At 72.5% G+C, this 13,627-nt stretch carries 14 protein-coding genes; 7 read left to right on the top strand and 7 right to left on the bottom strand.

Annotation, left to right across the window (positions count from 1 at the left end; all coding sequences use genetic code 11):
- The first annotated feature begins 30 nt into the window (after window positions 1-30).
- From ACZ407_RS19760 to ACZ407_RS19770, 3 genes are all read left to right on the top strand, one after another.
- The gene (locus ACZ407_RS19760) at window positions 31-1,884 is read left to right on the top strand and encodes an endonuclease/exonuclease/phosphatase family protein (RefSeq protein ID WP_468129858.1); all 1,854 of its coding nucleotides are present in this window, start codon (window positions 31-33) and stop codon (window positions 1,882-1,884) included.
- Window positions 1,885-1,947: 63 nt separating this feature from the next.
- Entirely contained in the window at window positions 1,948-2,406 is a 459-nt protein-coding gene (locus ACZ407_RS19765) for a GNAT family N-acetyltransferase (protein ID WP_468129860.1), read from the top strand.
- Window positions 2,407-2,546: 140 nt separating this feature from the next.
- Window positions 2,547-2,801 carry a hypothetical protein gene (locus ACZ407_RS19770; RefSeq protein ID WP_468129862.1) on the top strand — a complete coding sequence of 85 codons (255 nt, stop codon included), beginning with the start codon at window positions 2,547-2,549 and terminating at the stop codon, window positions 2,799-2,801.
- Window positions 2,802-2,985: 184 nt separating this feature from the next.
- Here the strand turns inward: ACZ407_RS19770 and dapD are convergent, their stop codons facing one another.
- Entirely contained in the window at window positions 2,986-3,963 is a 978-nt protein-coding gene (gene dapD, locus ACZ407_RS19775; protein ID WP_468129864.1) for a 2,3,4,5-tetrahydropyridine-2,6-dicarboxylate N-succinyltransferase, read from the bottom strand.
- A gap of 9 nt (window positions 3,964-3,972) precedes the next feature.
- Window positions 3,973-5,202, bottom strand: coding sequence for an MFS transporter (locus ACZ407_RS19780; protein ID WP_468129866.1), 1,230 nt, complete (start codon window positions 5,200-5,202; stop codon window positions 3,973-3,975).
- 147 nt (window positions 5,203-5,349) lie between these two features.
- Here ACZ407_RS19780 and ACZ407_RS19785 point away from each other — a divergent pair, with 147 nt between their 5' ends.
- Complete coding sequence (locus tag ACZ407_RS19785) at window positions 5,350-6,300, top strand: winged helix-turn-helix transcriptional regulator (protein ID WP_468129868.1); 951 nt, start codon at window positions 5,350-5,352, stop codon at window positions 6,298-6,300.
- 6 nt (window positions 6,301-6,306) lie between these two features.
- Here ACZ407_RS19785 and ACZ407_RS19790 read toward each other — a convergent pair whose 3' ends face one another.
- Window positions 6,307-6,849, bottom strand: coding sequence for a TetR/AcrR family transcriptional regulator (locus tag ACZ407_RS19790; RefSeq protein ID WP_468129870.1), 543 nt, complete (start codon window positions 6,847-6,849; stop codon window positions 6,307-6,309).
- Window positions 6,849-7,169 (bottom strand): DMT family transporter, encoded by a 321-nt coding sequence (locus ACZ407_RS19795; RefSeq protein ID WP_468129872.1) that lies wholly within the window; start codon window positions 7,167-7,169, stop codon window positions 6,849-6,851. The genes ACZ407_RS19790 and ACZ407_RS19795 overlap by 1 nt, the downstream gene beginning before the upstream one ends.
- 127 nt (window positions 7,170-7,296) lie before the next feature.
- Between ACZ407_RS19795 and ACZ407_RS19800 the strand changes: the two genes are divergently transcribed.
- On the top strand, window positions 7,297-8,400 hold the full coding sequence (locus tag ACZ407_RS19800) for a hypothetical protein (protein WP_468129874.1): 1,104 nt from the start codon (window positions 7,297-7,299) through the stop codon (window positions 8,398-8,400).
- On the opposite strand, the gene ACZ407_RS19805 is transcribed toward ACZ407_RS19800, so the two are convergent.
- A complete protein-coding gene (locus tag ACZ407_RS19805) occupies window positions 8,394-9,782 on the bottom strand; it encodes a hypothetical protein (protein ID WP_468129876.1) in 1,389 nt (462 codons plus the stop codon). The two genes, ACZ407_RS19800 and ACZ407_RS19805, sit on opposite strands and share 7 nt — an antisense overlap.
- A gap of 194 nt (window positions 9,783-9,976) precedes the next feature.
- Here ACZ407_RS19805 and ACZ407_RS19810 point away from each other — a divergent pair, with 194 nt between their 5' ends.
- Both ACZ407_RS19810 and ACZ407_RS19815 read left to right on the top strand, forming a co-directional pair.
- The gene (locus ACZ407_RS19810) at window positions 9,977-12,352 is read left to right on the top strand and encodes a hypothetical protein (protein WP_468129878.1); all 2,376 of its coding nucleotides are present in this window, start codon (window positions 9,977-9,979) and stop codon (window positions 12,350-12,352) included.
- A gap of 201 nt (window positions 12,353-12,553) precedes the next feature.
- Entirely contained in the window at window positions 12,554-12,712 is a 159-nt protein-coding gene (locus tag ACZ407_RS19815) for a hypothetical protein (RefSeq protein WP_468129880.1), read from the top strand.
- Window positions 12,713-12,796: 84 nt separating this feature from the next.
- On the opposite strand, the gene ACZ407_RS19820 is transcribed toward ACZ407_RS19815, so the two are convergent.
- Both ACZ407_RS19820 and sufU read right to left on the bottom strand, forming a co-directional pair.
- Window positions 12,797-13,141 (bottom strand): metal-sulfur cluster assembly factor, encoded by a 345-nt coding sequence (locus ACZ407_RS19820; RefSeq protein ID WP_468129882.1) that lies wholly within the window; start codon window positions 13,139-13,141, stop codon window positions 12,797-12,799.
- Entirely contained in the window at window positions 13,138-13,599 is a 462-nt protein-coding gene (gene sufU, locus ACZ407_RS19825) for a Fe-S cluster assembly sulfur transfer protein SufU (protein WP_468129884.1), read from the bottom strand. Before sufU ends, ACZ407_RS19820 begins: the two co-directional genes overlap by 4 nt.
- Window positions 13,600-13,627: the final 28 nt, after the last annotated feature.

A 13,627-nucleotide genomic window follows, 5' to 3' on the forward strand; every position in this document is an offset into this window, starting at 1 on the left:
TTCCCTCATCCACACACCGGAGTCCCGACCATGCGTTCCCGTCCTCAGGTGACTGGACCCCTTTCCCGTTCCGCCGCCGTTGCAACCGTCGTGGCCACCGCACTGGCCGCCGGTCTGCTCGCCGGAACCGCCGCCTCGGCCGCCGATGCCGAAACGTCCCTGCGCATCCACGACATCCAGGGCACCACGCGCATATCCCCCTACGCCGGCAAGCAGGTCACCGGTATCGAGGGCGTCGTCACCGGCGTCCGCACCTACGGCTCCAAGGGCTTCTGGATCCAGGACCCGCAGGCCGACGACGATGCGGCCACCAGTGAGGGCGTCTTCGTCTTCACCAGCTCGAACCCGACCGTCGCGGTCGGCGACGCCGTGACGGTCTCCGGCACGGTCGGCGAGTACGTGCCCGGCGGCCTGAACTCCGGCAACCAGTCGGTGACCCAGATCAGCAAGCCCACCGTCAAGGTGGTCTCCTCCGGCAACGCGCTGCCCGAGGCCGAGCAGATCAGCGAGTACTCGGTGCCGGAGCGGTACGCCCCCGCGGGCGACCCGGCCGCCGGCGGCTCGGTCAACGGCCTGACCCTCGACCCCGCCACCTACGCCCTGGACTACTACGAGTCCCTCGAGGGCATGAACGTCCGCATCGGCACCTCCCGCGTCGTCGGCGCCACCGACCCGTACGCGGAGCTGTGGGTCACCGTGAAGGGCTGGGAGAACAACAACAAGCGCGGCGGCACCGTCTACGGCTCCTACGAGGCGCAGAACACCGGCCGCCTCCAGGTCCAGCAGCTCGCGCCGCTGGCCCAGCAGCCCTTCCCCGTGGCCAACGTCGGCGACCGGCTGACCGGCACCACCGAAGGCCCGCTGGACTTCAACCAGTTCGGCGGCTACACCCTGGTCGCGCGCACCCTCGGCACCGTCGAGTCCAAGGGCCTGCAGCGCGAGGTCACCAAGGCGCAGAAGCCGGGCGAGCTGGCCGTGGCCACGTACAACGTGGAGAACCTCGACCCGTCCGACCCGCAGGAGAAGTTCGACGCGCTCGCCAAGGCGGTCGTGGAGAACCTCGCCTCGCCCGACATCGTGGCCCTGGAGGAGATCCAGGACAACAACGGCGCGAAGAACGACGGCACCGTCGCCGCCGACCAGACCCTGGCCAAGTTCACCGAGGCCATCAAGGCCGCGGGCGGCCCGGCCTACGCGTGGCGCTCGATCGACCCCGAGAACGGCAAGGACGGCGGCGAGCCGGGCGGCAACATCCGCCAGGTCTTCCTGTTCAACCCCGAGCGGGTCTCCTTCACCGACCGCGACGGCGGCAACGCCACCACCGCCACCGGCGTGTTCGCCGACGGCGGCCACGCGGCCCTGACCCACTCCCCCGGCCGCATCGACCCGTCGAACGCCGCCTGGGAGGCCAGCCGCAAGCCGCTCGCGGGCGAGTTCGTCTTCCGCGGCCGCACGGTCTTCGTGATCGCGAACCACTTCGGCTCCAAGGGCGGCGACGAGTCCATCACCTCGCACCACCAGCCGCCGGCCCGCTCCTCGGAGGCCAAGCGCCTGCTGCAGGCCCAGGCCGTCAACACCTTCGTGAAGGACCTGCTGTCGGTCCAGCGCAACGCGAAGGTCATCGCCCTCGGCGACATCAACGACTTCGAGTTCTCCGGGACCACGAAGGCGCTGGCCGACGGCGGCGCGCTGTTCCCCGCGGTCACCACCCTGCCCCGCTCGGAGCGGTACTCGTACGTGTACCAGGGCAACTCGCAGGTGCTGGACCAGATCCTGACCAGCCCCGCGGTGAAGAACTTCAGCTACGACAGCGTGCACATCAACGCGGAGTTCGCCGACCAGAACAGCGACCACGACCCGCAGGTCCTGCGCTTCATCCCGTAGGGCGCCTGTAGGAGCAGTGCGCCCGGCCGCCGTCCCGGCCGGGCGCACTGGCACACTTCGGCCATGATCTTCAGAGTGGCCGAACGCCCCGACCTGCCCGCCGTCCTCGCCCTGCTGGCCGACGAGGAGGGGGTCGTGGACCCGGCCTCGGTCGCGGTGGGCGAGGCCCACGAGCGGGCCTTCGCCGACATCGCGCGCGATGCGCGCAACGAGCTGCTGGTCCTGACCGAGCCCGAGCCGGACGGCACGGTGGTCGGCTGCCTCCAGCTCACCTACATCCCGGGCCTGGGCCAGGGCGGGGCCGAGCGGGCACTGGTCGAGGCGGTCCGGATCCGGGCCGACCGGCGCGGCCGGGGACTCGGGGCGGAGCTGATGCGGCGGGCCCAGGAGCGCGCCGCGGAGCGCGGCTGCCGGCTGGTCCAGCTGACGAGCAACAAGCGGCGCGGCGACGCCCACCGCTTCTACGAGTCGCTCGGGTACGCGCGCAGCCACGAGGGCTTCAAGCTGCCGCTGGGCGGCTGAGGACGTCCGCCCGGGGACAATCGGGACTTTCGGCACTGGCGTGATCCTCGCCACACCCGCTCGGCGTTTCGTCCGGTTGTGGTGTTGAGTGTCCCCACGCACGGAACCCCTGCGCCCGCACTCCCCCTCCGGAGGACCGCGTGTTCACCTCCATCTCGCTCGCCCAGCAGATCGGCCTCGGCGTCCTCCTGATGGCGGCCGTGGTCTGGGTGCTCGGCCTCGGCCACATGCTGTGGGACAGCCGCTTCCACCACCCCGAGCCGGGCGCGTACGAGGGTCTGGCCGTCATCCCGGCGCAGCGCAGCGCCGCCTCGCACCCGATGGAGCGGGTCGAGCTGACGCAGGAGGAGCAGGAGGCCTTCGCGGGCCTGGTCCGCTCGATCCCGCTGAACTGACCGGCGCGCGACCCGCGGCCGCCCGCAGCAGCCCGCCGGCCGCCCCACGACGTACGAACGCCCTCTCCGGCCCTTGGCGGGCGGGAGAGGGCGTTCGGCATGCCGGGGGCCGTACGGCCGGCGGCCCGGGCGCGCGACGCATGCGGGCCCGGGCGGGGCCCGGCGTTGCGGGCTCTGCAGTGCCTCAGTTGTGGCTGTGCAGGACCTCGTTCAGGCCGCCCCAGACCGCGTTGTTCGGGCGGGCCTCGACGGCGCCGGTGGTGGAGTTGCGGCGGAAGAGGATGTTGCTGGCGCCGGAGAGCTCCAGGGCCTTGACGACCTGGCCGTCCGGCAGGGTGACGCGGGTGCCCGCGGTCACGTACAGGCCGGCCTCGACGATGCACTCGTCGCCGAGCGCGATGCCGATCCCGGACTCGGCGCCGAGCAGGCAGCGCTCGCCGATCGAGATGATCTGCTTGCCGCCGCCGGACAGGGTGCCCATGGTGGAGGCGCCGCCGCCGATGTCGGAGCCGTCGCCGACGACGACGCCGGCGGAGATGCGGCCCTCGACCATCGAGGTGCCGAGGGTGCCGGCGTTGAAGTTGACGAAGCCCTCGTGCATGACGGTGGTGCCCTCGGCGAGGTGCGCGCCGAGGCGGACGCGGTCGGCGTCGGCGATGCGCACGCCCTTGGGGGCGACGTAGTCGGTCATCCGCGGGAACTTGTCGATCGAGGTGACCTGGAGGTGCAGGCCCTCGGCGCGGGCGTTCAGGCGCACGGTCTCGACCTGGTCGACGGCCACCGGGCCGAGGGAGGTCCACGCGACGTTGGCGAGCAGGCCGAAGACCCCGTCGAGGTTCTGGCCGTGCGGCTTGACGAGGCGGTGGCTGAGCAGGTGCAGGCGCAGGTAGGCGTCGTGCGCGTCCAGCGGCTTGTCGTCCAGCGAGGAGATGGTGGTGCGGACGGCGACCACCTCGACACCGCGGACGGCGTCCGTGCGGACGGCCTTGGCGGCGCCCGCGCCGAGGAACTCCACGGCCTGCTCGGCGGTGAGGCGCTCGGTGCCGGCCGGGCCGGCGTCCGCGACCAGGGCGGGCGCGGGGAACCAGGTGTCGAGGACGGTGCCGTCGGAGGCGAGGGTGGCGAGTCCGGCGGCGACGGCGCCGGTGGTACGGGTAGTCATGCCCGAACGCTAACCGGCGACGGCCGCTGCGGGCGAACCGGTCTCATGTGCCGGTCGCGCGGCCTGCCGGCGGGTCCGGCGCCCCATGTACAGCACGGCGGCCCCGGCCGCGGTGCCGAGCAGCGCGCACAGCGGCCAGACCAGGCCGGGAGCGGCGGAGTACAGGCTTCCGCCCAGCGGCGGCCCGAGTACCACCCCGCTGACCGACACCCCGGCGTACAGGCTCTGGAAGCGGCCGATGGCGTGCTCGGGGGACGCGTCGGCGACGTACGCGGTGGCGGTGGTCTTGTACAGGATCTCGCCGAGGCTGATCAGCACCATCATCACGACGGTGGATGCGAGGCCCGCGCCGAGGAGCAGCGCCCCGTACCCGGCGCCGACCAGGAGCAGCCCGGTGCCGATGACCCGCAGCGCCGGGCGGTGGCGCAGGGCGACGGCGGCGGGGAGTTCGAGCAGCAGGATGACGGCCCCGTTGAGGGCGATGATCAGGCCGAAGGTCCGGGTGCCGATGCCGTGGTCGGCGAGGTGGGCGGGCAGGGTGGAGTACTGCTGGCGGTAGACGACGTCGATGACGAGGATCGCGCCGAGCAGGACCACGAGGGCGGGCCGGGCGCGCAGTTCGGCGAGCATGCCGCCGCCCCGGCCCCCGTGCGGGGCGGCGGCGGTCTCGGGCTTGCCGCGGGCCGGGACGACGCGGGCGGTCCAGAGCGCGAAGAACAGGGTGCCGATTCCGTCGAGGACGAAGATCCAGTCGTACGACAGGGCGGTCGCCATGACCGCGCCGGCGGGCGGGCCGATGGTGAACCCGCCGTTGGAGACGCACCGGATGACGGCGAAGGCCTGGCGGCGGGCGCCCTCGGGGACGATGACGGCGACGAGGGCGGAGTTGGCGGCCCGGATGACGCCCGAGGCGTACTGGGCGGCGGGCAGCACGGCGTAGAGCAGGGCGGTGGGCGCGAGGGGCAGGCAGCAGAGCACCGCGCCGCCGAGGGCGGAGGCTGCGAGGAGCACCCGCCGGTGGCCGAAGCGGTCGCCGTACCAGCCGCCGGTGAAGTTGCCGGCGACCAGGCCGACCCCGCCGATTCCGGTGACCAGCCCCGCCTCGGCGGTGCCGAGGCCGCGCGGCCCGGTGAGGTACACGAAGACGAAGACGAAGGTGAAGCTGACGACGGCGTTGGCGAAGACCCCGCCGGCGAGCAGCCAGACGGCCCTCGGTACGTCCTTGAACCCTTGCAGCATGGAACGGCCCCCCGTGGTGGTCGCGCCGGCGGACCACCGGCGCCGCGAGTCAGTTCCTTTTGGGAACTCACTAGTGCGCGCAACCTACCATGGGGCCGGTGACCCGTTCGACCCCCCAGCAGCCCACCGTCCGGAAGGAGCCCGCCGATGGCCCAGCGCACCAGCCTCGGTGACGCGGACTGCGCCATCGCCCAGGCCCTCGACGTGGTGGGCGACTGGTGGACCCTGCTCGTGGTGCGCGACGCGGCCCGCGGGCTCTCGCGCTTCGAGGAGTTCCAGCGGGAGCTGGGCGTCTCCCGCAAGGTGCTCGCCGAACGCCTGAAACTGCTGGTCGACGCGGGCGTGCTCGCCCGGGAGCCGTACCAGGAGCGCCCGGTCCGGCACGCCTACCGGCTCACCGCGCGCGGCCGGGCCCTGCTGCCGGTGCTGATCGCCCTGCAGGACTGGGGCGACACCTGGGTGCTGGGCGAGGGGGAGACCACGGCCACGGCCGGGGCGGCCTCCCGGGAGGCGGAGCGGGTGCACGCGCTCCGCGGCACCCGGCTGCCGGAGCTGCTCCTGCCGGACCAGGACGGGGAGCTGCGCGATCCGGTCGCGGACACCGCGCACACCGTCCTGTACTGCTTCCCCGGGGCGTACGCGCGCGGGGAGTCGTACCCGCCGGGCTGGGCGGGCATCCCCGGGACCCGCGGCTGCACCCTGGAGTCGTGTGCGTACCGGGACCGGCTGGCCGAGTTCACGGCGGCGGGGGCGACGGTGGCCGGGGTCTCGACCCAGCGGCCGGACGAGCAGCGGGAGTTCGCGCTCGCCGAGGGGCTGGGCTTCAGCCTGTTCTCGGACGCCGACCTGGCGCTGGCGGCGGCCCTGCGGCTGCCCACGTTCCGGGCGGCCGGGGTGAGCCGGCTCAAGCGGCTCACGCTGGTGGTGGACCGGGACCGGCGGATCCGCGAGGTGCTGTACCCGGTGCAGGACATCGCGGCGAGCGTGAACGCCGCCCTCGCGGCACTGACGGACGGCACCCGGCAGGACGCGGCAGGGGACGCGGCGCCGGACGCGGGTCAGGACGCCGGGCCGGACGCCGGGGGCCCGGCCGCCTAGGCCCGCTCAGGGGATCAGCCGCGCCAGCACCCCCCGCACCCACTCCTCGTCGTACGGCGCCCCCGTCAGCAGGACCTGGAGGCAGACCCCGTCCATGGCCGCGACCAGCGCCCGGGCCGTGGCCCGGTCGGTGACGTCGGCGAGCAGCGCCTCCATCGCCTCGTACCACTCGGCGGCCACCGGGCGCAGGGCCGGCCGCCGCAGGGCCGCGAGGTAGAGCTCGTACTCCAGCTCGGCCGCGGCCCGGTCGGCGGTCAGCCACTCCCCCAGCAGCTGCGCGAGCACCTCCGCGAGGGCGGTGCCCGCGGGGACCCGCTCCCGGTGGCCGGCCACCCGCCGCGCGAAGCCCTCGTTGGCCTGCCGCAGCGCCGCGACCAGCAGGTCGTCCAGGGTCTTGAAGTGGTACGTGGTCGAGCCGAGCGGCACGTCCGCCTCGGCGGCGACCGAGCGGTGGCTCAGTCCGGCGATGCCCTTGGCCCCGACCACCCGGATCGCGGCGTCCACGATCCGGGCCCGCCGGTGCGGGTCGTACCGGCGCACTCCGGCCATCAGTGCGCCCCGCCCAGGTTGAGCAGGACCACCCCGCCGATCACCAGCGCGATGCCGAGCAGTTTGGCGGCGCCGGCCGACTCGCCGAGGAAGAGCATCCCGATGGCGGCGATCGCGGCGGTGCCCACGCCGGCCCATATCGCGTACGCCGTACCGACGGACATCGACTTGAGGGTCTGGGAGAGCAGGGTGAAGGCGATCAGGTAGCCGGCGGCCGTGCCCAGGGAGGGCCACAGCCGGGTGAAACCCTCGCTGTACTTCATGGCGGTGGTTCCGGCGACCTCTGCCGCGATGGCCGCGGCCAGCAACACGTAGGGCATGCGTACGAGCGTACACAGCCTTGTGTACGCCCGTACACAACCCGGGCGGCTCCCGGCCCTCCCGGCCTGCCGGGCCCCGGGTTACGGTGTCCGTCCGATCAGGGCCGGGAACGTACGGAGCGCAGTGATGGCACAGCACACGGGGTGGGGACCGCAGCCCTGGGGCGGCGGCTGGCTGCCGCCCCAGGCTCCGCAGCCGGGGGTCATACCCCTGCGGCCGCTCACGGTGGGCGAGGTGATCTCGGGCGCCTTCGCCGCCTTCGGCCGCCACTGGAAGCCGCTGATCGGCGTCACCGTCGCCGCGCAGGGCCTCGGCATCCTCGTGGTGGCCCTCGGCGGCGGGATCGCGTACGCCCTGGTGCACGAGCACCTGAGCATCCTCTTCGGGCTCTCCGAAGGCGAGGAGGTCCCCGCCGAGCACCTGACCCCGGTGCTGGCCGCCGCCGTCCCGCTCGGCATCCTCGCGGTGCTCGTCCTGTTGCTGGGCATGGCCGTGAGCGCCACCGTGAGCCCGGCGGTGCTCCAGGAGGCCGTGCTCGGCCGGCCCGCGCCGTTCCGGGCCATGTGGCGGCGCACCTGGTCGCGGCTGCCGTCCGTCACCGGGGCCTACGCCCTGACCTGCCTGATCGCCGGCGCCCCGGTGCTGCTCGCCGTGGCCGCCACCATCGGACTCGCCGCGCTGGACGCCGGCGGCTCGGACGGGCCCGGGCCCGTCCTGCTCGCCCCGCTGTTCTTCCTGGCCGCCGTGCCGGTGGCCGTCTGGCTGGGCGTCCGGCTGAGCCTGGCCCCGGCCGTGGCCGTCTGCGAGGGGCTCGGCCCGGTGGCCTCGCTGCGCCGCTCCGCGCGCCTGGTCCGGGGGGCCTGGTGGCGGGTCTTCGGGATGGCCCTGCTGTCCACGGTGATCGCGGCGGTCGTGGCGAACCTCGTCCAGCTGCCGTTCTTCGCCGCCGGCATGCTCGCGGTGGTCCCCGCGGCCGTGGACGCCGACGCGGGCGGGGCCGCCACCCTCGGCGCGGTCGCCGGCATGGTGGTCTACCTGCTGTGCGTCCTGCTCGGCACCACGGTGGGACAGGTCTTCCAGGTCGGCTTCACCCAGCTCTTCGGCGGGCTGGTCTACGTGGACCGGCGGCTGCGCCGCGAGGACCTCGCGGCGCAGCTGCTCGCGGCCAACCCCCCGGCGGGCGGCCCCGCCGCCGCGGGACCGCATCCGGGCGGCCCGGCCGGCTACTGACCGAGGGTGAACCAGGCGGCCCGGGACTTCTTCCACTCGGGGTGCGTGAGGTCCTTGGCCTCGGTGCCGTCCCCGTACAGGTCCGCGGACCCGTTGTCCGTGATCAGCTGGACGCGGGCGCCCGGCGCCGTCAGGTCCGGCACGTCCACCACGGCCTCCCAGCCCCCCGCATCGGCGGTCGGCAGGTCCCGCACCTTGGCAGGGGCGTGCCCGGGGATCCCGTCCCAGGAGTAGAGCGCGTACGGGTCGGTGTTGTCGTCGGCGGCCCAGCTGCCGGCCAGGACGAGGTACTGCCCGGCGGCGTTCCTGCGGAGGTCGCGCACCGACAGGCCCCCGAGGTCCAGCTCGACCGGAGTGCCGAAGACGGCCTTGGCCCCGCCGACCACCTTGTCCATGTTGGTCACGGGCACCAGGAGCGCCCGGCCGCCGGGGACGGCCGGCGCCAGCGGAGCGCGGAAGCCGAGGTAGGCGGTGGTGGTGGAGCCGGGCGCGAACTCCAGCCCCTCGACGTTGAAGCCGTCGATCTGCTTGGGCGCCTGGCCGGCCGCCGTGCCCGCCGCGAAGCCGTACCGGTTGCCGTGGGCGGTGTCCCAGGCGACGAGGTCCTCGCGGAGGTGCCGGTACGCGCCGCCGAACGCCAGCCGGGCGTCCGCACCGGAGCCCGTCACCGTGGTGGTGAACACCGTGTTGCGGGCGGCCTTGTACTCGCCGTCCTTGTTGTTGCCGAGCGAGCCGGTCCAGTAGATGGTGTTGCCGACCCGGGCGGCGCCCTCGATGTCGACCTCCTTGGCGACCCCGAGCTGCGAGCTGAAGTCCCAGGTCCGCAAGGGCGCTCCGGAGGCGGACCGGTGGTACAGGCGCAGCACGTTGGACTCGTCGTCGGCGACGACGGCGTAGCCGCCCCCGACGTCCACGGCGGCCGAGGAGTCCGAGGCCCCGGTCAGGTAGCGGGCGTCGGCGGGGTTCTGCACGGCGGCGGAGGCCGCGTACGACAGGGTCTTGGTGGCGGTCTTGCCGCCGAGGCCGGTGACCTTGACGGTGAGGTTGGCGTACCCCCGGCCGCGCGCGGCGACGGCGAGCTGCCGGACCGCGCCGGCGCCGGTCACGGTGACGTCCGCAGTGCCCGCCACGGAGGGCGCGCTGCTCGCGGAAACCGCCAAGGCCAGCGCCCCGGCATCCGCCCCGCTCTGCCCGACGGTCACGGTGACCACCGGGTCGCCGACCGCCCCGACGGCACCCGACAGGTACCCGGCCGACAGCGAGATCGTCGGCGTCCCGTACGTCACGGCCTGCGCGGGCGCCGCGAGCCCGGCCGCGGCCAGCCCGGCCGCACCGGTCACCAGGGCGATCCGGCGAGTGATCTGGGATACGTGAAGGTGCACTTCGAGCCTCTCGTCGCGTCTGACGGCCTGGTACCGACGACGAGCAGACTCGGCCCCCTTCCTCACGTCACGACGGACATGGAACGACCAGCAGGCAAACAGTCACCGACGCGAGACGGTCATCCGCTCCATGGAATGCATCAAAACCAGTCAGACCAAGCTCGATTGTCAGTGGCCCGACGGAACATCCAGGTATGAACGACACCTCTCGTCCGGGCCAGGCCCGGGCCGAATTCGCCCGGGCCATCCGTGCAGTCATGGACGTGGCCCCCGCGGGCGGCAAGGTCACTCAGGCCACGGTGGCGCGGGCCACCGGAAACAACGACCGGATGCCCCGGGTGAGCGTCGCGGCGATCAGCCAGTGGCGGAACGAGAAGCGGCTGCCGGCCAGTTGGGCCGTGCTCGAATCCTTCTTGATGGGTCTTGCGAAGACCGCGGACATCGCTCCCGGCGAACTGCTGCGCTCCCGGTGGAAGCCGCTCTACGACAGGGCGTGTGCGGACGCACCTGTTCCAACGACACGTGCGGTGGTACTGCGAGTGCGGGAGGCAGACGCCCTGGAGATGCGGGTGCACCGCGCCGCGACCTCGGAATCCGGTGACGCCCTCCCCGCCTACGTCCCCCGCGACGCGGATGCCCGGGTGCGCTCCGCGCTGGCCCGGAACGAGGGGACGGGAGGGATGGTCCTGCTCGTCGGGGACTCCACGGCTGGTAAGACCCGGTGCGCCTTCGAAGCAGTCTCCGCCGTCCTGCCCGACCATCTGCTGGTGATCCCGACCACACCGGCCGCGGTGGCAGAGGCGGTCGAAGCGGTGTCCCGCGCCGCACGGGACGGCGAGCGGTGTGTCCTGTGGCTGGACGACCTGGAGCGCTATCTCGGTGGTTCCGAGGGACTCGACCTGCTGTCCATTCGGGCGCTGCGTGCCGCCGAGGCCACCGTGCTCGCCACCATACGAACCCGCCATGCCCGGGCCGGGCACGAACTGGTGGGGATGGCTGAGCAGATCGAGATCCACCGGCTGTGGTCGGCCGACGAGGTGGAACGTGCCCGACAGGCCTACCGGCGGACTCGGGATCCCCGTATCCGGCTGGCCCTCGGGCAGTCGGACAACTTCGGCATCGCTGAAACGCTCGCCTCGGGGCCCCAATTGTGGCGGGAGCTGCATGGGGCTTCCGTCGTCGGCGGTCACCCCCGGGGGGCCGCCCTCGTCTGGGCCGCGATCGACCTCGCCCTGGCCGGGCTGGAGGACCCGGCACCGATGGAACTCCTGGAGGCCGTCCACGAGGACTACATCCCGGGCACCAACAAGCAGCTCATATCCCCGGAGTCCCTGCACGACGCACAGCAGTGGGCCACTACCGTCCGAGGCGGCGCAACCCGCCTGCTGCTCCCCGAGGGGGGCGGTTATCGCGCCTTCGAGTACCTCCTCGATGCGCACCTGCGAGAGCGCGGCCCCTCCCCCACTCTCCTTCCGGACCGGATCTGGCAGCTCGCCCTTGACGCGGGGACAGCAGAGCACCAGCGCTACAGCATCGCCTTCGCCGGCTACGCCAATCGCCGCATGGACATCGCGCTCCGCGCACTGAAGCCCCTCATCGACGAAGGGAAGCCGGAAGCCATGCGATCCCTGGGCGTCCTGTACGAACACGAGGACCTCCAAGAGGCCGTCCGATGGCTGGAGCGCGCCATTGCTGCCGGAGACGTCCTGTCCTTGCGCGTCATGGGAAACCTTGCGTTCCGGCGGCAGGACCGGGTGGCGGCCGACGCGTGGTACGCCCGGGCTGCCGACGCCGGCGACGAGGTGTCCCAGGCGTACAGCTTCCGTCGCCCTCCGCAGCTGACCGCCGGGGTGTCCGCAGGGGCCACGGACACCCCGGCGGAACAGGACGCGGCGGAGACCGACGGGGCGGGGGTCACGCCGGATGGCGATGCTGCGGACCTGGAAGGCGAGGACCTGCGAGGTATCCGGGAGGAGGAAGACGAATACGACGAGGAGGACGGAGAGTGGGGCCCGACGCCGCGCACTCTGAGGGTGCTCCTGCATGCGCTCAGGGATCTGGCGGAGGCCACGTACGAGTCGGCAGCAGAGGCCGGGGACGATCCAGTCGACCTCCAGGGCCGCTACGCCTACGTCCTGAGCGACCTGCCCGTGCTCACATGGCGCATGGACGGGGCGTGGCGCCGTCGGATGGCCCGCTGCTTCGACGATCTCGCCGACGACATCGACGGCGGTGGCTGGCCGCACCCCCGTTGCACGGGTGAGGAGATGGCCCTTCACCTGGCAACCCCGTACGCATCGGCTCTGGTGCAGGACATGCCCGAGCGGGTCGAGCGGCTCGTGGCAGACCTGCCTCCAAGCCCGACCGACTACGAGTTCGAGGACTGCCTGTACTCGCTGGTTGAGGACACGGACGTGCTGTTCCTCTACGAGCCCTGGTCGCAGGGGATCGAAGACCCCGACGGCACGCTGCACCATCACATGGGCATGGCCAACCTGGAAGCCGCCCAGTGGTTCGAGCCCTTCCGGCAGGACGATGCGCGCGATCCGCAGCGCGGCTTCCGTCAGTAATCCGGCCGGCAGCTGTCGCCGATCCTGTCCCGGACCTTTCGGGAACCCTGTCGAAATCTTTCGCCCTTGGGCACTGACCTGGGGTGATGTCGGATTTCTGAAGACGGCGACGGTCTCCTTGGGGTCGGGGGCTGTTGAGTGATGGCGCGATCACCGGATCGCTGCCTCCCGCATCACCTCGTCGAAGGGAACAGATGTCGCATGGAGCTCAGCATGCTCCTCGTCCTGGCCGGCCTCTTCTCGGTGGCCATCTGTCTCATACTGCTGATCGGTCTGCTTGCAGCCCTGCACGGCCTGGATGGTGACCTTCGGGTCACCGCGTTCCGCACCTTCGCGGAGGTGGTCGGACGGCGGCGCTGAAAACGCCGAAGGGGCCCCGCGGCTTGCGCGGGGCCCCTTCGCAGGGCGCGGCCACCTTGGGCGAGCCGAGCCCAGGAATGCCGATCAGACGTTGAAGCCGAGGGCGCGGAGCTGCTCGCGGCCGTCGTCCGTGATCTTGTCCGGGCCCCACGGGGGCATCCAGACCCAGTTGATGCGCAGTTCGCTGACGATGCCGTCGGTGGCGGACTTCGCCTGGTCCTCGATGACGTCCGTCAGCGGGCAGGCCGCCGAGGTCAGGGTCATGTCGAGGGTGGCCACGTTCGAGTCGTCGATGTGGATCCCGTAGATCAGGCCCAGGTTGACCACGTCGATGCCCAGCTCCGGGTCGACCACGTCGTAGAGGGCCTCGCGGACCTCTTCCTCGGTGGCCGGCTTGGTCGTCGCCTCGGGCGTTGCGTTCTCGGTCATGCCGTCTTCCTCTCGGCGCCGCCCAGGACCTGGGCGGTCGCGTCCTTCCAGGCCATCCAGCTCAGCAGAGCGCACTTCACACGAGCCGGGTACTTGGAGACGCCGACGAACGCCACGGCGTCCTCCAGCACCTCCTCCATGGCCTCGTCGGGCTCGATCTTGCCCTTCGACTGCATCATCTCCAGGAACACGTCCTGGATCTTCTGCGCCTCGGTCAGCTCCTTGCCGACGAGCAGCTCGTTCAGCACGGACGCGCTGGCCTGGCTGATGGAGCAGCCCTGGCCCTCGTACGAGACGTCCACGAGCGTCTCGCCGTCGTACTTCACGCGCAGGGTGATCTCGTCGCCGCACGTCGGGTTGACGTGGTGCACCTCGGCGTCGCCGTCGCGCAGGCCACGCCCGTGCGGGTGCTTGTAGTGGTCCAGGATCAGTTCCTGGTACATCGAATCCAGCTTCACAGCGGCCCTCGCGCCCTCGTCGCCCTCG

It is taken from the genome of Streptomyces sp. NPDC030809 (assembly GCF_055572195.1).